Source organism: Methylobacterium sp. 190mf, from assembly GCF_900107945.1.
Lineage (GTDB): Bacteria > Pseudomonadota > Alphaproteobacteria > Rhizobiales > Beijerinckiaceae > Methylobacterium.
In genome coordinates this window covers 24,011-45,039 of the sequence record NZ_FNVI01000008.1, presented here as the reverse complement: position 1 = coordinate 45,039, position 21,029 = coordinate 24,011, and the positions used below count along the sequence as shown (strand labels likewise).

20 protein-coding genes are annotated in these 21,029 nt (G+C 71.0%); 16 read left to right on the top strand and 4 right to left on the bottom strand.

Annotated elements, in window-relative coordinates:
* Positions 1-33 precede the first annotated feature (33 nt).
* The 8 genes from C4T42_RS11215 to C4T42_RS11175 all read left to right on the top strand — a co-directional run bounded on the left by C4T42_RS11215 (position 34) and on the right by C4T42_RS11175 (position 8,172).
* Positions 34-1,182 (top strand): ABC transporter substrate-binding protein, encoded by a 1,149-nt coding sequence (locus tag C4T42_RS11215; protein WP_103985107.1) that lies wholly within the window; start codon positions 34-36, stop codon positions 1,180-1,182.
* An 83-nt stretch (positions 1,183-1,265) separates the two neighbouring features.
* Positions 1,266-2,138 carry a branched-chain amino acid ABC transporter permease gene (locus tag C4T42_RS11210; protein ID WP_103985106.1) on the top strand — a complete coding sequence of 291 codons (873 nt, stop codon included), beginning with the start codon at positions 1,266-1,268 and terminating at the stop codon, positions 2,136-2,138.
* Positions 2,135-3,169: a branched-chain amino acid ABC transporter permease gene (locus C4T42_RS11205; RefSeq protein WP_103985105.1), complete on the top strand. Its 1,035-nt coding sequence runs from the start codon at positions 2,135-2,137 to the stop codon at positions 3,167-3,169. The genes C4T42_RS11210 and C4T42_RS11205 overlap by 4 nt, the downstream gene beginning before the upstream one ends.
* Positions 3,166-3,984 carry an ABC transporter ATP-binding protein gene (locus tag C4T42_RS11200; RefSeq protein WP_103985104.1) on the top strand — a complete coding sequence of 273 codons (819 nt, stop codon included), beginning with the start codon at positions 3,166-3,168 and terminating at the stop codon, positions 3,982-3,984. The genes C4T42_RS11205 and C4T42_RS11200 overlap by 4 nt, the downstream gene beginning before the upstream one ends.
* Entirely contained in the window at positions 3,977-4,681 is a 705-nt protein-coding gene (locus C4T42_RS11195) for an ABC transporter ATP-binding protein (RefSeq protein WP_100251686.1), read from the top strand. The genes C4T42_RS11200 and C4T42_RS11195 overlap by 8 nt, the downstream gene beginning before the upstream one ends.
* Positions 4,674-5,072: a Rieske (2Fe-2S) protein gene (locus C4T42_RS11190; RefSeq protein WP_103985103.1), complete on the top strand. Its 399-nt coding sequence runs from the start codon at positions 4,674-4,676 to the stop codon at positions 5,070-5,072. Before C4T42_RS11195 ends, C4T42_RS11190 begins: the two co-directional genes overlap by 8 nt.
* A gap of 665 nt (positions 5,073-5,737) precedes the next feature.
* Complete coding sequence (locus tag C4T42_RS11180; RefSeq protein WP_020094461.1) at positions 5,738-6,334, top strand: response regulator transcription factor; 597 nt, start codon at positions 5,738-5,740, stop codon at positions 6,332-6,334.
* Entirely contained in the window at positions 6,331-8,172 is a 1,842-nt protein-coding gene (locus C4T42_RS11175) for a hybrid sensor histidine kinase/response regulator (protein ID WP_042670266.1), read from the top strand. Before C4T42_RS11180 ends, C4T42_RS11175 begins: the two co-directional genes overlap by 4 nt.
* An 81-nt stretch (positions 8,173-8,253) precedes the next feature.
* Here C4T42_RS11175 and C4T42_RS11170 read toward each other — a convergent pair whose 3' ends face one another.
* Positions 8,254-8,697, bottom strand: coding sequence for a PACE efflux transporter (locus tag C4T42_RS11170; RefSeq protein ID WP_020094459.1), 444 nt, complete (start codon positions 8,695-8,697; stop codon positions 8,254-8,256).
* An 89-nt stretch (positions 8,698-8,786) separates the two neighbouring features.
* On the opposite strand from C4T42_RS11170, the gene C4T42_RS11165 reads away from it, so the two are divergent.
* The gene (locus tag C4T42_RS11165) at positions 8,787-9,686 is read left to right on the top strand and encodes a LysR family transcriptional regulator (RefSeq protein WP_020094458.1); all 900 of its coding nucleotides are present in this window, start codon (positions 8,787-8,789) and stop codon (positions 9,684-9,686) included.
* Positions 9,687-9,853: 167 nt separating this feature from the next.
* Positions 9,854-10,756, top strand: a complete 903-nt coding sequence (locus C4T42_RS11160) for a LysR family transcriptional regulator (RefSeq protein WP_020094457.1) — start codon at positions 9,854-9,856, stop codon at positions 10,754-10,756.
* Positions 10,757-10,905: 149 nt separating this feature from the next.
* On the opposite strand, the gene C4T42_RS11155 is transcribed toward C4T42_RS11160, so the two are convergent.
* The 3 genes from C4T42_RS11155 to C4T42_RS11145 form a co-directional block, all read right to left on the bottom strand.
* Positions 10,906-11,598 carry a helix-turn-helix domain-containing protein gene (locus tag C4T42_RS11155; protein ID WP_020094456.1) on the bottom strand — a complete coding sequence of 231 codons (693 nt, stop codon included), beginning with the start codon at positions 11,596-11,598 and terminating at the stop codon, positions 10,906-10,908.
* Positions 11,599-11,754: 156 nt separating this feature from the next.
* Positions 11,755-12,093, bottom strand: a complete 339-nt coding sequence (locus C4T42_RS11150) for an SPW repeat protein (protein ID WP_020094455.1) — start codon at positions 12,091-12,093, stop codon at positions 11,755-11,757.
* A 345-nt stretch (positions 12,094-12,438) separates the two neighbouring features.
* Entirely contained in the window at positions 12,439-14,112 is a 1,674-nt protein-coding gene (locus C4T42_RS11145) for a methyl-accepting chemotaxis protein (RefSeq protein ID WP_244603197.1), read from the bottom strand.
* A gap of 408 nt (positions 14,113-14,520) precedes the next feature.
* Between C4T42_RS11145 and C4T42_RS11140 the strand changes: the two genes are divergently transcribed.
* The 6 genes from C4T42_RS11140 (at position 14,521) to uraH (ending at position 21,001) form a co-directional block, all read left to right on the top strand.
* On the top strand, positions 14,521-14,943 hold the full coding sequence (locus C4T42_RS11140) for a response regulator (RefSeq protein WP_020094453.1): 423 nt from the start codon (positions 14,521-14,523) through the stop codon (positions 14,941-14,943).
* A 249-nt stretch (positions 14,944-15,192) separates the two neighbouring features.
* Entirely contained in the window at positions 15,193-16,356 is a 1,164-nt protein-coding gene (gene puuE, locus C4T42_RS11135) for an allantoinase PuuE (protein WP_020094452.1), read from the top strand.
* Positions 16,357-16,534: 178 nt separating this feature from the next.
* A complete protein-coding gene (locus C4T42_RS11130; protein ID WP_020094451.1) occupies positions 16,535-18,031 on the top strand; it encodes an NCS1 family nucleobase:cation symporter-1 in 1,497 nt (498 codons plus the stop codon).
* Between the two features lie 185 nt (positions 18,032-18,216).
* Positions 18,217-18,954, top strand: a complete 738-nt coding sequence (locus C4T42_RS11125; protein ID WP_020094450.1) for an aspartate/glutamate racemase family protein — start codon at positions 18,217-18,219, stop codon at positions 18,952-18,954.
* A 99-nt stretch (positions 18,955-19,053) separates the two neighbouring features.
* The gene (locus C4T42_RS11120; protein WP_020094449.1) at positions 19,054-20,421 is read left to right on the top strand and encodes an MFS transporter; all 1,368 of its coding nucleotides are present in this window, start codon (positions 19,054-19,056) and stop codon (positions 20,419-20,421) included.
* A 25-nt stretch (positions 20,422-20,446) separates the two neighbouring features.
* Positions 20,447-21,001: a hydroxyisourate hydrolase gene (uraH, locus tag C4T42_RS11115; protein ID WP_020094448.1), complete on the top strand. Its 555-nt coding sequence runs from the start codon at positions 20,447-20,449 to the stop codon at positions 20,999-21,001.
* The last annotated feature ends 28 nt before the right edge of the window (positions 21,002-21,029 follow it).

The following is a 21,029-nucleotide window of genomic DNA, read 5'->3' as shown; positions in this document are numbered from 1 at the left end:
CCCCTCCCGCCCCAACGCACCGGAGACACGCGAATGCTAGGCAGGTTCACCCTCACGACCGCGATCCTGCTGGCGCTGACGGCCACCGGCGCACGGGCGGAGGCGATCCGCATCGGCGTCAACGAGCCGCTGACCGGGCCGTTCGCGGCCTCGGGCACCTACGTGGTCAACGGCGCCAAGATCGCCGCCGACGAGATCAACGCCAAGGGCGGCGTCCTCGGAAAGAAGCTCGAACTCGTGATCGAGGACAACAAGAGCAACCCGACCGAGGCCGCCGCGGTCGCCGAGAAGCTGATCACCAGCGATAAGACCCCGGTGATGATGGGCGCCTGGGGCTCCAGCCTGACGCTCGCCGTGATGCCCAAGCTCGCGGATTACGAGACGCCGATGCTGGTCGAGACCTCCTCGTCCGGCAAGATCACGACCTCCGGCAACCCCTACGTGTTCCGGATCTCGCCGCCCTCGTCGCTCGAGGCCGAGACCTTCGCGCCCATGGTCGGCCGCCTCGGGCTGAAGAAGGTCGACTTCCTCGTCCTCAACAACGATTTCGGCCGCGGCGCCGCGACCGATTTCGGCAAGATGCTCAAGGACAAGGGCGTGACGGTCGGCCTCGTCGAGACCATGGACCAGGGCGCGCAGGACATGAGCGCCCAGCTCGCCAAGCTGAAGGCGTCGGATTCCGACACGATCATGATCACGAGCTCGGTCGATCAGCTCGTGCTGCTGTTCAAGCAGATGGCGGCGCTCGGCCTGAAGAAGCGGGTCATCACCACCGGCGGATCCCAGAACCCGGACCAGATCATCGCCCAGGCCGGCGCGGCCGCCGACGGCACGATGCACCTGACGACCTTCCTGCCCTGGTCGCCCGACAAGACGCCGGACCCGAAGGCAACCGAGGCCTTCATCGCCGCGTGGAAGACGCGCGGCTTCGACTTCGCCGGCGTCACCGAGAGCTTCCGCGGCTACGACGGCATCCGCGCGATCGCCCACGCCATCGAGAAGGCGGGTTCGGCCGATCCGGCCGCGATCACCAAGGCCTTCTGGTCGGTCGACTTCGTCGGGCTCAACGGACCGATCCGCTTCGCCAAGGCCGGCCCCGCCGGGAAGGAGAGCGGCCAGAGCAAGCCCGACGTCTACCTCATCGAGATCAAGAACGGGACGGTGATCGTGCCGGCGCTGTGAGCGCCCCTGGGCCGGCGCTCTGATGCCGGCCCCCTCGCCCGTCCGCCGGCCTCCGGGCCGGGGCGCACCCTCGGAGGCCGCCCGTGAACGAACTGATCCAGCACCTCGTCAACGCCCTCATCCTCGGCGGCACCTACGCGCTGCTGGGGATCGGCCTTACGCTGATCTTCGGGATCATGAACGTCGTGAACTTCACCCACGGCGCGCTCTACACGGTCGGCGCCTACGTCATGTACCTCGCGGTCGCCGCGCTGGGACTGAACTTCTTCCTGGCGCTTCCTGTGGCGATCCTCGGCGGGCTCCTGCTCGGGGCCGCGATCGAGTTGCTGCTGCTGCGCCCGTTCCGAGGCTCGGACATCGACACCACCATGCTGGTGATGATCGGCGCCGGCATCGTCCTGCAATCGGGCACGCTCTGGACCTTCGGCGGCGTCGCCAAGGCGATCCCCGCGCCCTTTCCCGAGGCGCCGCTCCAGGTCGGCCCGGTCTCGGTGTCGTGGCTGCGGCTGTTCGTGCTCGGGGCGGCGCTGACGCTGATCGCCCTCACCTACGCGCTGATCAACCGGACCAAGCTCGGTCTCGCCATGCGCGCCGCGTTCCAGGATTCCGACACGGCGGCGCTGATGGGCGTCGACGTCCGCCGGATCTACACCGCGACCTTCGCGCTCGGCTCGTCGCTCGCCGCGGCCGCCGGCGCGCTCCTCGGTCCGGTCTACGTGGTGTTCCCGCAGATGGGCGGCCTCGCCGAGCTCAAGGCCTTCGCCATCGTCATCCTGGGCGGGCTCGGCAACGTCACCGGCGCGGCGATCGGCGGCTTCATCCTGGCGCTCGCCGAGGAGCTGGGCGCCGGCTACGTCTCCTCCGGCTACCGGGACGCGATGGGCTTCCTGATCATCATCGCGGTCCTGCTCTGCAGGCCGACCGGGTTGTTCGCCAAGGCGGAGCGCATCGGATGAACCGGCTCCTCCCCCTCGCCCTGCTCGCCGGCCTCGTCGCCCTGCCCCTGGGGCTCGGCGCCAACCCCTACCTTCTCAACGCGCTGATCGTGACCGGCATCCTGACGATCGGCGCCATGAGCCTGAACCTGCTCCTCGGCCTCACCGGGCAGCTCAGCCTCGGCCACATCGCGTTCTTCGGGATCGGCGCCTACGTCAGCGCGCTGACCAGCCTCGGCTTCGACGTGGATCTCGGCTTCGGCATCCGGGCGGTCCACGAGCCCTGGCCGGCGGTGGTCGGCCTCCTGCTGGCGACGGCGGCGGCGGGCGCTTGCGGCTACCTGATCGGGCGGCTCTCCTTCCGGGTGCGGGGCGCCTACTTCGTCATTGTGACGATCTCGTTCGCCGAGGTCGTGCGGCTCGTGGCGCTCAACTGGGTGGAGCTGACGCAAGGGCCGCTGGCGCTCACCAACATCCCGGCCATCACCCTCGGCCTGCCGGGCCTCGGGATGTGGACCCTCAAGACCAAGCTCCAGAACTACTACCTCGTGCTGGCCGTGGGGACGCTCTGCTACGCCGTGATCGCCCGCCTGGTCGGCGGGCGCTTCGGCCGGGCGATGCGGGGCCTCAAGGAGAACGAGCCGCTGGCGCTCTCGGTCGGCATCAACGCCACGCGCACGCTGACGGTGGCGGCGGTGATCTCGGCCGCCATGGCCGGCGCGGCCGGCAGCCTCTACGCCCATTACCTGCGGATCATCGATCCCGACGTGTTCCTGTTCGCCACCACGGTCACCATGGTCATCATGGTGGTGGCGGGCGGCAAGGGCACCCTGCTGGGCCCGGTCGTCGGCGGCCTGATCTTCGGCCTGCTGCCGGTGGCGCTCCGCCCGGTCATGGCGCCGGAGGCGCAGTGGATCGTCTACGGCCTCGTGCTGATCGTGATCCTGTTCGTGATGCCGCGGGGCATCGTGCCGGGACTGGCGGCGCTGCTGGGCCGCCGGCCGGCCCCGGCCGCGCCCGTCCTCGAGGCCAACCCGGCGGTGCAGCGATGAGCGCGATCCTCTCCGTCGAGCATGTCGGCGTCCGCTTCGGGGGCCTCGTCGCCATCGCCGACCTGCATTTCGACGTCCGGGCCGGCGAGATCGTCAGCCTGATCGGCCCGAACGGGGCCGGCAAGACGACGGCCTTCAACGTGATGACGGGCTTCCTCAAGCCCAGCCAGGGCGCGGTCCACTTCCGCGGCACGTCCCTGAAGGGCCTGCCGCCGCACGCGATCACGCGGCTCGGCCTCGCCCGCACCTTCCAGCGCACCAGCGTCTTCCCGGACGACACGGTGTTCGACAACGTGATGATCGGCCTGCACCAGATGGGCGCCGCGGCGGGCCGCGCGCCCGTTCTGGACGCGCTCCTCGGCCGCGCGGGGGCCGGCGAGAGGCAGCTGCGCGCCCGGGCCGCGGCGCTCCTCGACTGGGTCGGGCTCGCCGGACGGGCGCAGGAGAAGGCCGGCGCCCTCGCCTACGGGGAGCAGCGCCTCGTCGGCGTGGCGCTGGCGCTCGCCACCGAGCCCGCCATGCTGCTTCTCGACGAGCCGGTCTCGGGGATGAACGCTTCCGAGACGCGGGTCTTCGTGCGCCTGATCCGGCAGATCCGGGAGCGCGGCGTCACCATCCTGCTCGTCGAGCACGACATGCCGATGGTGATGGAGGTCTCCGACCGCATCGTCGTCCTCAACTACGGGCGCCTGATCGCCGAGGGGCCGCCGGACCGGATCCGCAGCGACCCGGCGGTGATCGAGGCCTATCTCGGCCAGGGCAGCGCCGCCCGGCAGGCCGCCGCGGCTGCCGCGCAGGAGGCGGTCCATGCTTGAGATCCGCGACCTCGTCTGCGGCTACGGCCACGTCACGGCTCTGAAGGGGCTCACGATCGACGTGCGCGCGGGCCAACTCGTCGCCCTCGTCGGCGCCAACGGCGCCGGCAAGTCCACGACGCTCCGGGCGATCTCCGGGCTCGTCCCGCCGCGCTCCGGCGCGATCCGGTTCGCCGGCCGGGACATCGCGGGGGCGGAGCCCCGCCGGATTTTGGCGGCGGGCATCGCCCATTGCCCGGAGGGCCGGCGCGTCTTCCCGCAGATGACGGTCGCCGAGAACCTCGCCATGGGCGCCTACCTGCGCCGCGACCGGGCGGCGGTCGCGGCGGACCTGGCGCGCATCTACGGGGAGTTCCCGCGCCTCGCGGAGCGCCGCGACCAGGCGGCCGGCACGCTGTCGGGCGGCGAGCAGCAGATGCTGGCGATCGGCCGCGCGCTGATGGGGCGCCCGAAGCTCGTGCTGTTCGACGAGCCCTCCCTGGGGCTCGCCCCCAACATCGTCGAGCGGATGTTCGCGGTGATCGGCGCGATCCGCGACGCCGGCACGACCGTGCTCCTCGTCGAGCAGAACGCCTTCGCGGCCCTCGAACTCTGCGACTACGCCTACCTCCTCGAGACCGGCCGCATCGTCCTCGAGGGGCGCGGGCAGGACCTCATCGCCGATCCCCACGTTCGGGACGCCTATCTCGGTGGCTGAGCGGGATCTGCCGGGGCGGATCCGCCTCGGCCCGGTCGACCTTCTCGGCGACCGGGACCTGCTCCCCGTCAACGCGGGCGGCCGCCGCCTGCTCCTCGTCCGGGACGGCGCGCGGATCGTGGCCGCCGAGCGCGCCTGCCCGCACGAGGGGGCCGACCTCGCCCTCGGACGCTGCGTCGCGGGCCGGCTGCACTGCCCCCGGCACCAGGCCTCGTTCGACCTCCGGGACGGTGCCGTCTCGCCGGGCTGGTCGTTCCGGGCCCTGCGCCTGTCCGCGGTCGAGGCGGCGCCGGACGGGCTCTGGCTCAGGACCGGCTCCGGCCTTCTCGCGCCGGACACCGCGCCGCCGGGCGGCCGCGGATTCCCGGCCGGCCCGGAGATCCGACGGTAGAGCGACCGAGATCAGCCGATCCGTCTCGCTCTACGGCAGCGAGGTCGGGATCGCGGCGCTCACCGCCTGTCTCGTGCGGACGAACGGCCCGCACGCGCGCCTGCTCGCGCGGGGACGCATCGCGAGGACGGTCGCGGGTCCCTCCGGCCGCTGAGGATCGGCGCTGATCGCCCGTCCGAAGGTGTCGGCCCAGGACAGCCTCGTCACGTTGTCCGGGGTCGGAGCGGGCGGAGCTTCCCGGTCGGCCGCCCGGCCGCGCTTGCGGGCCGCGGCACCGATCCACCGCACGATCAGGGGACCCTTCGCGTCGAACGTCGGATCGGACGCGGTCCGGCCGATGCCTCGTCTCTGACGGCGATGAACCATGGAATTCCCTCGAATCGACTTGGGAGGGCCGCGCGCGCGGTCCGACGGACGTCACCGCCCGCGATCACCGGACCGTCGCCGCGACGGCAGCGGTGTGAAGCGCGGGCCGCGCGGGCTGGCGGGCGCCCTCGCCCAGCATCCGATCCCGTCCGCGTGGTCTCCAACTGCATGTCCGGGCGCGCGCGATCGAATTCCTCGACCCGTGGCTTAGCCGATCGGAATGGCTTCGTGGACCAGTCCACATGGACTGGTCCATGACCCGTGACGGCGCCTGTGCGGTTGCTCTAGACAGGATCCGCATGGCGCAGGAAGCAATCCTCATCATCGATGACCACGCGCTGTTCCGGTCCGGCATCGTCTCGATGCTGTCGACGGCGTTCGATGAGATCCCGGTTCTCGACAGCCCATCGCTGCACGAGGCGCTCGCCATCGTGGCCGTCGTCCCGACGATCGTCCTCCTCGACATCCAGTTGCCGGGCATCGGCGGGCTCGAGGGGATGGGCCTGCTCCAGCAACGCTGGCCGGCCGCCCGGATCGTCGTCGTGTCCGGCCTGGATCTGCCCGATACCGTCAGCACGGCTCTGGCGCAGGGCGCCTGCGCGTTCCTGTCCAAGACCGACCGCCCCGAGCGGATGATGACGGTCCTGCGCGAGATGCTCGCCCGGTCGTCCGCGGTCCCGCAGGTCGGGGGCGCCCTCTGCCCGACGCTCACGCCGCGGCAGGCCGAGGTGCTGACCCTCGTCGGGCGCGGATTGTCCAACAAGATGATCGGACGCAATCTCGGTCTGTCGGAACACACGGTCCGCGGCCACGTGCAGGGTCTGCTGTCGGTCCTGGGGGTGACCCGGCGCGCCGAGGCGGTGTTCAAGGCGCAGCAGTTCGGCCTGATCCGATGAGCCCGTCGCAGGAGGAGCGGATCGCGGCCGAGCAGTTGCGCCTCGTCCTGGACGGCGTCACGCAGTCGGTCGCCGTCGGTTTCCTCGTCTCGACGCTCATGCTGGCCGTGCTGTGGACGCTGGTGCCCCACGCCGTCCTGCTGAGCTGGTACGGCGCGTTCCTCGTCGAGCGGTTCGGGGCGGCCGCCTACGCGCGTCGGGTCCGCGCCGCGATCGGCGAGCCCGACCGCGCCCGCCGGGTCGAGCGGGTCATCTTCCTGAGCAAGATCGTCGAGGGCGCGATCCTGGGATCGCTGATCTGGATCGCGCTGCCGCTCCAGGTCCCGGCGGTGAGCATCCTGACCATGTCGCTGCTGGGCGCGACCTGCAGCAACGGCGTCTCGCTCCTGGCGCCGCGGCGGCACCTCTACCTCGCCCTCGTCGTGCCCGTCGCCGTCCTGGCCGCGGGAACCCTCTGGTCGCTCGGCGGCGCGCCCTACCGGGCCCTGGCAATCTGCTCGATCCTGTTCGTGGTCGGGCAGTACGGTCAGGTCGTGCTCGCCAGCCGCCGCGTGCGGGAATCGATCGAGCTCCGCTTCGAGAACGCGGCCCTCGTGGAGCAGCTGCGCGCGGAGACCGCCGCGGCGCACCGGGCCCGCCGCGACGCCGAGCACGCCAACACCGCGAAGTCGCAGTTCCTCGCGGCGGCCAGCCACGACCTGCGCCAGCCGGTCCACGCCCAGGGCCTCTTCCTCCAGGCGCTGAGCCAGACGGATCTCGCCGCGCCGCAGCGGCGGATCCTGCAGAACGCCCAGACCGCGAACGTCGCGTCGACCGACATGCTCAACACGCTTCTGGACTTCTCGCGCCTGGAGGCCGGAGTCATCACGCCGCGGCCCCGCGCCTTCGAGCTCCAGCCGCTCCTCGACAAGATCGAGAACGAGCTGGCGCCGCTGGCCGACGCCAAGCGCCTGATCTATCGGACGCCCCAGACGGACCTGGCGATCGTCTCGGACCCGGCCCTGCTGGAGCTGGTCCTGCGCAATCTCGTCCTCAACGCCATCCGGTACACCGAGCGCGGCGGCGTCCTCATCGGCTGCCGGCGCCGGCGCGCGGGCGTGTCGATCGAAGTCTACGACACCGGGATCGGCATCCCGGTCGACAAGCGCGAGGACATCTTCCGGGAGTTCTACCAGCTCGGGAATCCGGAGCGCGATCGTCACAAGGGTCTGGGGCTGGGACTCGCGATCGCGCGCGGGATCGCCGCCTCGCTCGATCACCCGCTCTCCCTCTCGTCGAAGGTGGGGAGCGGCAGCGTCTTCCGCATCCTCGTCCCCCGGACGCTCGATGCTGGGCGGGACGCCAGGCTCGACGACGCGCCCGCGGCCGCCATCGCGGAGAGCGGTGGCCTGGTCGGCGCCCGCATCCTGATCGTCGACGACGATGCCATCGTCCGCGACGCGATGGTGGCGCTCCTCTCCGGCTGGGGTTGCCTGTGCTGGGCCTTCGAGGATCCGACCGACGTCACCGAACGGCCGCCGCAGGGGCCGCCGCCGGACGCACTGATCTGCGACTACCGACTGCGCAGGGGCCAGACCGGCGCCGAAGCCATCGCGACGCTGCGGCAGCATTGGGGACGGCCGATCCCGGCGATCCTCATCACCGGCGACACCGCGCCCGTCCGCATGCGGGAGGCCTTGGACAGCGGGGTCCCTCTGATTCACAAGCCGGTCCGGCCCGACCTTCTCCAGAAGGCGCTCGCCGCGCTGATCCCGCCGGGCCGGCCACCCGTCGGTCCCTTGGGCGCGGAGGTTCGGCGCGGACCGGAGACGACGGATCTCGTCCGCGCGGAGGGATAGCCGGCGCCTCACGCGGCGCCGCGGACCCTCGAACGCCCGCCGCGCCGCCGTCGCGGTCTCGCCGCGCGGCTGGCGCGAGCGTCAGCGGGACGGCTCGGCGGCAGCCTCGGTCCAGCTCGGGAGCGGGAAGGTTCGATCGTAGGCGAGATTGAACACGAAGGCGTAGGCCACGTAGAAGGCCGCGATCGCCAGATCCATGAAGAAGGCCTCCACGAGGCCGATGCCGAGATACCACGCGATCGGCGGCAGCAGGATCAGGAGCAGCCCCGCCTCGAACAGCACCGCGTGGGCGACCCGCAGGACGAGGCTCTTGCGCGTGTGCCCGGCGAGCCGCTGCATCGTCCGGTCGAAGCCGAGATTGTAGACGTAGTTCCAGCTCGTCGCGACGAGGGCGCTGCCGATTCCGATCACGCCCATGTCGGCGGCGTGCAGGCCGAAGGCCGCGGTCCCGAGCGGGACGATGAGGAGCAGCCCGATCACCTCGAACAGGATGGCGTGGCGAATGCGGTCGCGGGTGGTGCGCATGGTCTCGCTCTCGAGAGGCGGATTGGTCGGCCGCTCTCTATCTGCGATAAGGCGATCCACAAGTTAGGAAGTATCGGGTAATCAGATAGATGGCGGTCTCGCTCGACCAGCTCCAGGCTTTCGTGGCGGCGGCCGAGGCCGGGTCGTTCTCGGGCGCGGCGCGGGTGCTGCGGAAGGCGCAGTCGGCCGTCAGCACGCAGGTGGCTAACCTCGAGACGGATCTGGGGCTGGCGCTGTTCAGCCGCGCGGGCCGGAACCCGGTGCTGACCCCGGCGGGCGAGCGGCTGCTGCTGGAGGCGCGCGTGGTGCTCGACCGGCGGGAGCACCTGATCGGTGTGGCGAGCAGCCTGGAGCAGGGCGTCGAGAACCGGCTGGTGGTCGCCATCGACGAGCTCTACCCCGAGCACGCCCTCGGCGCCCTCTTCGCCAGCTTCGCCCAGCGCTTCCCCTTCGTGGAGCTCGAGCTGCTCTTCCCGCTGATGGAGGATGTCAGCCGCATGGTCCGGTCGGGCGCCGCCGACCTGGGCGTGATGTGGCGCCAGGAGGAGCTCCCGACGGAGCTCGGGTTCCGGACCATCGGCTGGGTGCCGCTCAAGCTGGTCTGCGGCCGCGATCACCCGCTCGCGAAGGAGCGGGTGGCGTGGGAGGAGCTGAAGCGCCACCGCCAGATCCTCGTGGCCGCCCGCGGCGACGGGGCGGAGAAGCGCCGTCTGCGGGTCGCCGCCGAGGTGTGGTGGGTGGAGAGCCACTGGGTCATCCTGGAGATGGTGAAGCACGGGATCGGCTGGGCCTTCGTCACCGACCACGTCATCGCCGCGTCCCTCACGGCGCCGTACCTCGTGACGCCCGACCTCCAGTTCGATGAGGGCGACTGGCCGATCGCCCTGGAACTGGTCTGGCACAAGCAGCGGCCCTGCGGCCCCGCCGCGACCTGGCTCCGCGAGCGTTTCGCCGCGGAGCGCGTCGGGATCCACCCGGGCGGGACCTGAGCGCGGTGCGGGACGGACGCCTGCCGCGCCCCGCCTCGGCGACACGCCCCTGTCGACGGTCCTGACGGGCCGGCGAGATCCCGGCCGTCGAGGACGTCCACCCCGCGAGTCTAGACGCAAAAGACCTTCCGTGCTTCTATCCATTCGAAATTCCTATGGGTCGGCCCATGGAACTCCGGCATCTTCGCTACTTCGCCGCGGTGGCGGAGCATCTCAGTTTCACCGCCGCCGCCCAAAGCCTGGGCGTGTCGCAGCCGCCGCTGAGCCAGCAGATCCGCGATCTCGAGGTGGAGATCGGCGTCAACCTGTTCGAGCGCTCGAGCCGGCGCGTCGTCCTGACCGCGGCGGGCGAGGATTTCCTTGGGAACGCGCGGGCGGTCCTCGCGCAGGTCGCCGATGCCGTCGACCGGGCGCGGACGATCGGCACCGGAACGGCCGGCATCCTCAACATCGGCATGACGAGTTCCGTCCTCGCGGGGCCGGCCGGTTGCCTGATCCGGGCCTTCGAGCAGCGCTTCCGGGCGGTGGACGTGCGCATCCACGAGATGGCGCCGGCCGACCAGATCGCGGCCCTCAAGGCGAACCGGACGGATCTCAGCTTCCTCCGCAGCCCCCCCGAGGATCCGGATCTCGTCGCCCACCTGGCGTGGCCGGAGCGGCTCTGCGTGGCCGTGCCGCGCGAGCACACCCTCGCCGCCGGTCGCAGTGTCGCGATCGATGTCTTCCGCAGCGAGCCGCTGATCTCGCTCGGCCTCGAGAGCTCGCGCTTCGCGGCGGATATCTACCAAGCCTGCATCGCGCGCGGGTTCACGCCGAGCATCTCGCAGCAGGTCCGCGAGGCCTCGTCGCTGATCAACCTGGTCGCGGCGGGCTTCGGTCTCGCCATCATCCCAGAATTCGTCGGCCGACCGAGGCATCCGGACGTCGTCGTCCTGCCGATCAAGCCGCCGTTCCTGTCGGCGGACGTCTACGCGCTGCATCATCAGCGCCGGAACCCGGTGATCGACAATTTTCTCGGGCTGATCCGCGAGGAGGCCCCGGGCTTGATCGCGCGCTTCCAGAGGCGGTGACGCCCTTCGTCCCCGCACCCGCTCGCCGGCGCCGTCCGCGACCGTCTCCGAGGCAGCGTCCTGCGCGCAGGCGCCACCCCGAAAGCCAACGCGAAACCACGCGGTAGCCCGCAGCGGCATTCCCGGTGGCGTCCCCGGCGGCACCTGTCTCAATCCTCGACGAGCCGGCGCAGCCGGGTCCGATGCAGGCACACCTGTCGGCCGCCGTCGCGTCGCAACACCCCGTCCTCCTCCAGCTGCGAGAGGGTGCGCGATACGGTCTCGATGGTCAGGCCGAGGTAGTCGGCGATGTCGCGGCGGGTCATCGGCAGCGCGAAGGTGCCGGCCGCACCGAGGCGGTCATCGACCTCCAGCAGGAAGGCGGCGACCCGCTCCTGGGCCGAGCGCCGTCCGAGCAGGAGCGCCAGGTCCTGGGCGTGTCGCAGGTCGCTCGTGGCCATGCTCCAGAGTCGGCAGGCGACCTCGGCCCGCCCGGTCGCGGCGCGCTCGACCTGTCGCCGCTTGAAGATCAGCACCTTGGTGCTGGTGAGGGCCTCGGCGGTCTGGCGATTGGTCTCGCCCTGCCCGAGCCCGAACAGGTCGCCGGGCAGGTGGAAGCCCGTGATCTGGCGGCGCCCGTCGCTCAGGACCCTGTGAGTGCGCACCGCGCCGCTGAGGACCTTGTAGACGAACTCGGCCTCCTCGCCCTCTCCGTAGATCTCCTCCTCGCGGGCGTAGGAGAACGGTGTCCCGACGACGTCGGGGCATCCCGCGAACAGGGTGCTCCCCTCGATCTCCGGGACGGGAGCGGGACGGGCTGCGGGCCCCTCCGGTGCTGTCCGTGCCGTGAACTCGGTGCTCATCGCTGCGCTCCTCGCCTGCGTCGGTCGGGACGAGATTGGCAGCGGGCGGGAGGCGGAGAAATTCCGGTCGGAGCCTTAAGGCGCGCCCCTTAAGGGCAATCCCGTAGTCGCGGGTGCCGGCCGAATGCCCGCGGCCGCGGCGGCGACGGGCGCGCCTCAGACGGAGCGCGCCTGAGGCGACACGAAGAGCCGCCACAGCGCGTACGCGGCCAGGGCGGCCACGGCGAGCCCGGTCACGCCGTGCACCCACACGGGTGCCGTCGCGTCGGCGAAGCCGAGAACCCAGGGCGCCATGGCCGCCCAGAACCCGAGGGCGACGTTGAGGTATTCCTCCCAGGCGCAGGTCACGCCGAGGGCCAGGAGTGCGACCACGGTGATGGCGCCCCCGGTCACGAAGGCGTTGCGCGCGGCGGCCGTCTCGTAGCCCAGATCCAAGTACCAAGGTGCGAGGAGGAGCGCGACGCCCAGGAGCATGTTGAGCGCGTTCGGGACCATATCCGCCGTTCGGTTCTCGATCGTTCTCACCGGATTCCCCGCGCGGGCTGACGGCATCGGCGGCCCGATGTCCGGGCACCCGAGCCCTGAGCGACAGACGACCTGTCATCTTTCACGGCCCGAGCATCCGGTATCCGTGCGGCCGGTCATTGATCTGGCTCAAGTCGATCGCGGCCTTGCCCGCGTGTCGGGATCCGGCAAGCTTGGCGCGGCCGCGGATTTGCTGCGCGCTGTGGGTGGCAGACTCGAGTCTCTTGATTGTCGTCGCCGACGGGACGCGCGCGTCGGCGAGATCCGCGTGCTCCCGTCAGACCGGGCGGACGCGGATCTCGGCCGTGGCCACCCTCAGGCGGCGCGCACGGTGGCGAGGAAGCGGGCGACCTCGGCGCCGAGATGCTCGGATTGCCGCGACAGCTCCGAGGCGGCCGACAGGACCTGCGAGGCCGCAGCCCCCGTCTCCTCCGACGCCTCCGCCACGCCGGCGATGTTGCCCGTCACCGCATTCGTCCCCGCCGAGGCCTGCGCCACGTTGCGCACGATCTCCTGGGTCGCCGCGCCCTGCTCCTCGACGGCCGCCGCGATCGAGGTCGCCACGCTGTCGATCTCCCGGATGCGGCCCGTGATCCCGCCGATCGCCGTCACCGCCTGCGCGGTCACACCCTGGACCTCGCCGATCTGGCGCGCGATCTCCTCGGTCGCCTTGGCGGTCTGCTCGGCGAGCGCCTTCACCTCGGAGGCCACCACCGCGAAGCCCCGCCCGGCCGCGCCGGCGCGGGCCGCCTCGATCGTGGCGTTGAGCGCCAGCAGGTTGGTCTGGCCGGCGATGCCGGAGATCATCCCGACCATGTCGCCGATCCGCGCGGCGTTCTGGCTGAGCGCCTGGACGAGGTGGGCGGTCTGGTCGGCCTCGCCGACCGCGGCCTGGGCGAGGTGGGCCGAGCCGGTCACCTGCCGGCCGATCTCCTGCACGGAGGAGCCGAGTTCCTCGGCCGCGGCCGCCACCGTGTTGACGTTGGTCGAGGCCTCCTCGGCGGCGGCGGCCACGGTGGTCGACTGGGATGCGGTCTCCTGGGCGGTGGCGGTCATCTGCTGGGCGGTGGCCTGGAGCTCGGTGGCCGAGGACGAGACCAGGCCGACGATGCCGCCGACGGCGCGCTCGAAGCCGTCGGCGAGCTCGATCATGGTACGCTTGCGCTCGGCAGCCGCGGCCGCGTCGGCGCGGCGTTTCACCTCGGCCTCCTCGGCGGCCTTGCGGGCGACCATGGTCTTGATGCCCTCGACGGCCTGGCCGACGGCACCGATCTCGTCGCCGCGGGTGGCCTCGCGGATCTCGGCGTCGACCGCGCCCTTGGCCATCCGCTGCAGGACGCCCACGAGGCTGCCCAGCGGGCGCGTGATCTGTACGACGATCACGTACACGCCGTAGGCGATGCTGAGCGCGGCGAGCGCGAGCGCGGCCAGGAGCGCGAGGCGCGACCAGCCGGCAATCGTCTCCGAGCGCCGGAACTCCGCCTCGGCTTCCCGGACCTGCAACGCGGTCAGCTTGCTCAGCGTGGCGTTGGTGGCCTGCATGCTCTTCAGCAGGTCCGTGTGGGTGGCCTCGAAATCCGAGGCCGCGCCGGCGGCGACGCGCTTGAGGATCTCGGCCGCGATCGCGTCGTTCCGATCGACGCGCACCTGCAGCTCCTTGGCGAGGACGTCCTCTTCCGGAGTCAGGTAGGTCGCCAGATAGGCCGACCACTCCTTGTGGAGCTTCGACAGATCGCGCTCGATCTTGTCCTTGGCCTCTGCCGGCGCGATCTGCTTGCCGCGCAGCTGGCGCGAGGCGTCGAGCAGGTCGTCATAGGCGTCGCGGATGATGCTGAACTGCCGGAGACAGACGACGCGATCGTCGAAGACGGTCTTCAGGCTCTGATGGCTCCAGTGGAGCGAGAGATTTCCGAGCGCCGCCGTGGCGAGCAGCACCAAGCCGAGTCCGCCGAGCAGCGAGACGAGTCGCAGTTTGATGGTCATTTTCATGAGGCGGATGTCCAGGCGACGGAACCCAGGGCTGCGAACGCGTCAGCCAGGCTGAGCAGTCATGATCGGGTTGCGTAAAATATACGCAAACTGATTAAGATTTATTCCAAAGAGGTTTCTGTCGCGGGGTCTGTCATTCGGTCTCCGGATCGCGATATCGTGGGCGCGGAGACGGTTGTTCAACTTTAAGATGATGAGACGGAGCTGAATCAATCGGAAACGGCCTCCGGTGCGGACCGGAGCGTCACCGCCCGACGTGTCGGATCGCCGCACAGCGAGCGGCACGCGCAGGGCGGGATCGACCGGTTAGGAACGTCGCCGGTCTCAGAATGGCGGCAGCACGGACGCGGCCCCGGTCTTGAGGCAGGTCAAGGTCGGCCGCCGCGGACCGCCCCTAAGCTCGGCACCATGACCTCACTGGACGCCACGTTCCCGGCGAACGCCACGCTGCCCGCCGCGTCGAGCCTCATCTACGTTGTGGACGATGACCCGACCATCCTGCACTCGACCCGCTTCCTACTGGAGAGCGCGGGCCACCGGGTGGAGACCTTCGCCGACGGACGCGCTCTGCTGGCCGCCTTCCCCGGCCCGCACCCGACCTTCGTCCTGCTGGACCACGTCATGCCGGGGATGGACGGGCTCGCGGTGTCGGGCCGGCTGCGCGACCTCGCTGCCGGCGTGCCCGTGATCCTGATCACCGGCCACCCCGATCCGGGCATCCGGAGCCGCGCCCGCGCCGCCGGCATACCCCTGGTCGAGAAGCCGCTGGCGTTCGACGCCCTGATGGGCATGCTCGCCGCCGGCCCGATCCCCGCCAGCCGCACCCGTTAGGGTCCGCGGTGCCCGCTCGGGATGCCCGACCGTCGGCCCGCCGACGCGGCGGCGGGTGTGATCGTCGACCCGGCACGGGCAGGCTGCGCCGGATCGACGACAGGCCGGTGGCGGTCCGCCCGACGACGCTCCGACACTCAGATCAATGATCGCACCATCTAAACGTGCAACCTATCAATCAAGCCGAACAAGATATTGGACCAACGGTCGGGCGTGCGTCTATCTCGCATCGGAACGAGGGATCACGCCATGTTCGACCTCGACCAGGACTATCCCCGCGACATGGTCGGATACGGCCGGCATCGACCGGACCCGGCCTGGCCCGGGGGCAAGCGCGTCGCCGTCCAGTGCGTCATCAACTACGAGGAGGGCGGCGAGAACTGCATCCTCCACGGTGACGCGGCGTCCGAGGCCTTCCTCTCCGAGATCGTCGGGGCCCTGCCCTGGCCGGGGAAGCGCCACGCCAACATGGAGTCGATCTACGAGTACGGCGCCCGCGCCGGCTTCTGGCGCCTCTGGCGCGCGTTCACGCGCCGCAACCTCCCGGTCACGGTCTTCGGCGTCGCCTCGGCGATGCAGCGCAACCCCGAGGCCGTCGCCGCGATGGTCGAGTCCGGCTGGGAGATCGCCAGCCACGGCCTGCGCTGGATCGACTACCGCGACCACAGCCCGGAGGCCGAGCGCGCCGATATCGATGCCGCCGTCGCGCTGCAGGCATCGCTGACGGGCAGCAGGCCCCTCGGCCTGTACCAGGGACGCACCTCCGCGAACACGCTCGCCATCGGCGCCGCCGAGGGCGGGTTCCTGTACCTCGCCGATTCCTACGCCGACGACCTGCCCTACTGGCTGCGGATCGGGGGGCGTCAGCAGCTCGTCGTCCCCTACACCCTCGACGCCAACGACATGCGGTTCGCCACCGCCCAGGGCTTCAACAACGGCGACCAGTTCTTCGGCTACCTCAAGGACACGTTCGACGTCCTGTACCGCGAGGGCGAGGCGGGACGGGGCGGCATCATGTCGGTGGGGCTGCACTGCCGCCTGGTCGGGCGTCCGGGGCGGATGGCCGCGCTGGAGCGGCTCCTCGACTACGTGGGCGATCACCCCGACGCCTGGGTGACCACGCGGCTGGACATCGCCCGTCACTGGATCGCGGCCCACCCGCCGCGCGGCGGCTACCGGCCGACCTGCATGGGCCGCGCCCTGTTCGGCGCGGTCTTCGGCCCGGTCTGCGCCGGGCTGGCCGACGCGTCGCCCGCGGCGGGCGTGGCGATGGCGGAGCGGGTCCACGCGGCCGGACTCCCCGCGGAGGCGGACGACCCGTCCGGCCTGGCCCGGCTCCTCGCGGAGGCCGCGGGCGCCCCGGCCGACACGGGCGGCCTCCGGACCCGCCTCGCGGCGGTCGTCGCGGGATAGACAAGACGACGTCGCGACCGGGACTTGGAGGTCCGAACTCGGTCGTGATCTGTATTCAGGTCGTGTTTTCAGAAGTCAGGAGACGGAGAGTTCCAGGTTTTGCATGGCGGCCCCGGCGGGTCGTCAGCGTCACGGAAAAAGCCCGGCAACAGGGCTGCGCCAGTCAGGGAGAAACGCCATGTACGCACAGGTTGAGGCCGCCGGCATCAGCACGGCCGTGTCGGACGAACGGGAAGCCGTCGTCATCAAGCCGAGCTACGATCCGGATCTCGTGAACAAGGATCTGGCCCCGCTGCGCAAGCAGACCTGGGGCACCTACAACATCTTCGCCTTCTGGATGTCTGACGTCCACAGTGTCGGCGGATACGTGACCGCCGGCTCCCTGTTCTCGCTGGGCCTCGTGAGCTGGCAGGTGCTGATCGCCCTGCTCGTCGGCATCGTGATCGTCCAGATCTTCTGCAACCTCGTCGCCAAGCCGAGCCAGCAGACCGGCACGCCCTATCCGGTGATCTGCCGCGCCTCCTTCGGGGTCAAGGGCGCCAACATCCCGGCGATCATCCGCGGGCTGATCGCGGTCGCGTGGTACGGCATCCAGACCTACCTCGCCTCGGCGGCGCTGACGGTGGTGGCGCTCCGCTTCTACCCCGAACTCGCCGTCTACGCCGACGTCAAGCAGTACGGCTTCGCCGGCCTGTCCGGTCTGGGCTGGGCCGCCTTCATGACGCTCTGGGTCCTGCAGGCGCTGGTCTTCTGGCGCGGCATGGAGGCGATCCGCGTGTTCATCGACTGGGCGGGGCCGGCGGTCTACGTGGTGATGATCGCGCTCGCCGCGTACCTCGTCGCCAAGGCCGGGATCGGCGAGATCGGTCTGACCCTGGGCACCGTGAAGTATACCGGCTGGGACGCCCTGCCGGTGATGATCAACGCCGTCGCCCTCGTGGTCTCCTACTTCTCCGGGCCGATGCTGAACTTCGGCGACTTCTCGCGCTACGGCGCGAGCTTCGAGGCGGTGAGGAAGGGTAACTTCTGGGGTCTCCCGGTGAACTTCCTCGGGTTCTCGCTCCTGACGGTCGTCACCGCCTCGGCGACGGTTCCGGTCTTCGGCCACCTGATCACTGACCCGGTGGAGACGGTGAGCCGCATCGACAGCACCTTCGCGGTCGTGCTCGGCGCCTTCACCTTCATGACCGCGACCATCGGGATCAACATCGTCGCGAACTTCGTCTCGCCCGCGTTCGACTTCTCGAACGTGTCGCCGCGGCGGATCTCGTGGCGCATGGGCGGGATGATCGCGGCCGTCGGCTCGATCTTCATCACGCCCTGGAACCTCTACAACAATCCCGCTGTGATCCACTACACGCTCGACGTCCTCGGCGCGTTCATCGGCCCGCTGTTCGGGATCCTGATCGCCGACTTCTACTTCGTGAAGAAGCAGAAGGTGGTCCTCGACGACCTCTACACGATGAGCCCCGCCGGGACGTACTGGTACAGTGGCGGATACAACCGCGCCGCGGTGACCGCCATGATCCCCTCGGCCCTCATCCCCGTGCTCTGCGTGATCCTGCCGGGCCTGGAGGGCGTGGCGAACTTCACGTGGTTCATCGGGTGCGCCCTGGGCTTCGCGATCTACACCGCCCTCATGCGCCGCCCCGCGGGCGCGGCCCGTCCTGCCTGAGGCCGTCCGGACCTGGACCCGCCCCGGTCCGGACCTGGACCCGCCCCGGTCCGGATCGGAGACACGAACGGCCCGGCGGCGCGGCCTGACCCGCGCCGCCGGGCACCCCGACCTCCCCATCCCCGGCCGGCTGCGTGCGGGCCTCTGCCCGGCCATCCGGCCGGCTCCCGCTACCCGAGGGCGCCATGCGGATCCTGCTGCTCAATCCGAACACCAGCACGTCTGTGACCGACCTCCTGGCCGGGCAGGTCGGGACGATGGCGGGCGCGACTGCGACCTTCGTCCCGGCCACGGCGCGGTTCGGCGCCGCCTACATCGCCAGCCGGGCGGCCCTGGCCATCGCCGGCCACGCCGCCCTCGACGCCTTCGCGGAGCACGGCCGGGACTGCGACGCGGTCTTCCTCGCCTGCTTCGGCGATCCCGGGCTGCTGGCCCTGCGCGAGGTCTCACCGGTCCCGGTGGTGGGGATGCTCGAAGCGTCGTGCCGCGAGGCCCAGCGGGTCGCCGGGCGCTACGCCATCGTGACCGGCGGGGCCCTGTGGAAGCCCATGCTCCGCGAGTGCGTCGCGAGCCTCGGCGTCGGTGATGGCCTCGCGGGCATCCGGACGATCGCGCGCACCGGCGGCGAGATCGCCAAGGACCCGGAGGCGGCGCTGTCCGACCTCGCGGCCGCCTGCCGGGCCTGCGCCGAGGAGGATCGCGCCGAGGCGGTGATCCTCGGCGGCGCCGCCCTGGTCGGCCTCGCGGCCCGCCTGCAGCCGCACGTGCCGGTCCCGGTCCTGTGCTCGGTCACGTCGGGGGTGAAGGCGGTCGTCGCCGCCGCGGCCGCGCCCTACCGGCGCCCGCCCGCCGTCGCCGCGGACAATGTCGGCCTCGGCCACGCCCTCGCGACGCTGCTCGCGCCGCGCGAAGCCATCGGCTGAGACGGGGCGGGCGGCCGCCGGCGCGAGACTGGCAGCCGTCCTGCATCGCTCGGAATTCCAACGCCCCGTTCCGGATGGGGCAACCTTGTGGGGCCAGCCATGACGATCCAGGCGCACCACGCGACCGACATGCCGGCCCTCGCGGCGCCCGCGCGCCTGGACGACGCCTACCGCCGGATCACGTGGCGGCTGCTGCCATTCCTGATGGTCCTGTGGATCCTGTCCTGGATCGACCGGGTCAACATCGGCTTCGCCAAGCTGCAGATGCTGGCCGAGCTCCGGTTCAGCGAGACCGTCTACGGCATCGGCGCAGGGATCTTCTTCATCGGCTACTTCCTGTGCGAGGTGCCGAGCAACCTGCTGCTGGAGCATATCGGCGCCCGCAAGACGATCGCGCGGATCACCCTGCTGTGGGGGCTCTGCTGCGTGGCGATGATGTTCGTCACCACGCCGGCGTTCTTCTACGTCCTGCGCTTCCTGCTCGGCGTCTTCGAGGCCGGCTTCTATCCCGGCGTCATCCTGTACCTGACCTACTGGTATCCGAGCGAGCGCCGGGCGAAGGTGTTCGGGCTGTTCATGTCCGCCTCGGCGCTGGCCGGCGTCATCGGGGGGCCGCTCGCGGGCGCGATCATGTCGGGGATGCACGGCGTCAACGGCTGGTCCGGCTGGCAGTGGGTGTTCCTGCTCGAGGGCATCCCGTCGATCCTGGCCGGGATCGTCACGCTGTTCTACCTCACGGACCGGCCCGCCAAGGCCGGCTGGCTGACGGCGGAGCAGAAGGCGCTGGTCGAGGCCGACCTCGCGCGCGACGCCGCGGCCCTCGGCCACCGCGAGCACCGCATCCTCGCCTCGCTGAAGGACGCGCGCGTCTGGCAGTGCATCGCGATCTTCTTCTGCATCGTCACGGCGAACTCGGCCCTGACCTTCTTCGGCCCGAGCGTGGTGCGCGACGCCGGCTTCACCGACCCGCTGACGGTCGGCTGGATCATGTCGGCGGCCTATCTCTGCGGCGGCGCCGGGATGATCCTGAACGGCCGCCACTCGGACCGGACCGGCGAGGCGCGGCTGCATTGCGGGGTCCCGGCCTTCATCGGGGCACTGGCCATCGCGCTCACCGGCGTCTTCATCGCGGGCGCGCCGGTCCTCGCGCTGCTCATGCTCGGGGTGGCGATCGTCGGCACGATGAGCGCGATCCCGGTCTTCTGGCAGATCCCCGGCCGCTTCCTGGCCGGGTCGGCGGCCGCGGCCGGCATCGCGCTCATCAACTCGGTGGCCAACCTCGCGGGCTTCGGAGCGCCGGCGGCGATGGGTTACCTGCGCGAGCAGACCGGCTCGGTCGCGACCGGCCTCTGGCTGGTCGCCGCCGTCGAGGCCGCGGCGCTCGTCCTGATCCTGGCCTTCGTCCCGCCGGCGACGCCGGAGATGGGTCGGCGCGCCCGGGCCCGCGCGGCGCACGAGCCGGCGTGAACCGCTGCACGAGAGGGAGGCTTTCTTGGAACACGGACCCGAACGACACGCTCTGACGCGGCGCGGCCTCGTCGCGACGGGGCTCGGCGCCGCCGCCGCGGTCTCCGCGGGCCCGGCGCTGGCGCAGGGCATGCCCGCTCCGGCGGCGGCTCCGGCCAATGCTCCGGCCGGTTCCCCGACCAAGCCCGGCACGCTGAACACCGCGCCCGTGTCGCAGGCCGGCCTCTCGCCGCGGCTGACCCTGCACGCCATCGACAATTTCCACGGCACGCCCGGTGCCGGGATGGTCTGCGACCTCGCGATGCACGACGGCACCGGCTACCGGCCGATCCGGACGGTCACCACCGCGCCGAACGGCCGGACCGCCGAGCCGCTCCTGGTCGACGAGGCCTTCAAGGCGGGCCGCTACGAGCTGGTGCTGCACCTCGAGGCGTATTTCGCGAACCTGGGCGTGAAGCTCCCGACCCCGAACTTCCTCGGCCTCGTGCCGATCCGGTTCCGGATCCGCGACGCGAGCCAGCGCCACCACCTGCCGGTGCTGTTCACGCCCTGGGGCTATTCCTACTACCGCGGCAGCTGACCCGTCCGATCCCCGACGCGACAAGGAG

Excerpts from the sequence above, each read along its gene's own strand:
- C4T42_RS11215 (WP_103985107.1), top strand. The coding sequence starts at position 34 with ATGCTAGGCAGGTTCACCCTCACGACCGCGATCCTGCTGGCGCTGACG.
- C4T42_RS11130 (WP_020094451.1), top strand. The coding sequence starts at position 16,535 with ATGTACGCACAGGTTGAGGCCGCCGGCATCAGCACGGCCGTGTCGGAC.
- C4T42_RS11140 (WP_020094453.1), top strand. The coding sequence starts at position 14,521 with ATGACCTCACTGGACGCCACGTTCCCGGCGAACGCCACGCTGCCCGCC.
- C4T42_RS11160 (WP_020094457.1), top strand. The coding sequence starts at position 9,854 with ATGGAACTCCGGCATCTTCGCTACTTCGCCGCGGTGGCGGAGCATCTC.
- C4T42_RS11200 (WP_103985104.1), top strand. The coding sequence starts at position 3,166 with ATGAGCGCGATCCTCTCCGTCGAGCATGTCGGCGTCCGCTTCGGGGGC.
- C4T42_RS11125 (WP_020094450.1), top strand. The coding sequence starts at position 18,217 with ATGCGGATCCTGCTGCTCAATCCGAACACCAGCACGTCTGTGACCGAC.
- C4T42_RS11120 (WP_020094449.1), top strand. The coding sequence starts at position 19,054 with ATGACGATCCAGGCGCACCACGCGACCGACATGCCGGCCCTCGCGGCG.
- C4T42_RS11170 (WP_020094459.1), bottom strand. The coding sequence starts at position 8,697 with ATGCGCACCACCCGCGACCGCATTCGCCACGCCATCCTGTTCGAGGTG.
- C4T42_RS11150 (WP_020094455.1), bottom strand. The coding sequence starts at position 12,093 with ATGGTCCCGAACGCGCTCAACATGCTCCTGGGCGTCGCGCTCCTCCTC.
- C4T42_RS11175 (WP_042670266.1), top strand. The coding sequence starts at position 6,331 with ATGAGCCCGTCGCAGGAGGAGCGGATCGCGGCCGAGCAGTTGCGCCTC.
- C4T42_RS11155 (WP_020094456.1), bottom strand. The coding sequence starts at position 11,598 with ATGAGCACCGAGTTCACGGCACGGACAGCACCGGAGGGGCCCGCAGCC.
- C4T42_RS11180 (WP_020094461.1), top strand. The coding sequence starts at position 5,738 with ATGGCGCAGGAAGCAATCCTCATCATCGATGACCACGCGCTGTTCCGG.
- puuE (WP_020094452.1), top strand. The coding sequence starts at position 15,193 with ATGTTCGACCTCGACCAGGACTATCCCCGCGACATGGTCGGATACGGC.
- C4T42_RS11145 (WP_244603197.1), bottom strand. The coding sequence starts at position 14,112 with ATGAAAATGACCATCAAACTGCGACTCGTCTCGCTGCTCGGCGGACTC.
- C4T42_RS11195 (WP_100251686.1), top strand. The coding sequence starts at position 3,977 with ATGCTTGAGATCCGCGACCTCGTCTGCGGCTACGGCCACGTCACGGCT.
- C4T42_RS11165 (WP_020094458.1), top strand. The coding sequence starts at position 8,787 with ATGGCGGTCTCGCTCGACCAGCTCCAGGCTTTCGTGGCGGCGGCCGAG.
- C4T42_RS11205 (WP_103985105.1), top strand. The coding sequence starts at position 2,135 with ATGAACCGGCTCCTCCCCCTCGCCCTGCTCGCCGGCCTCGTCGCCCTG.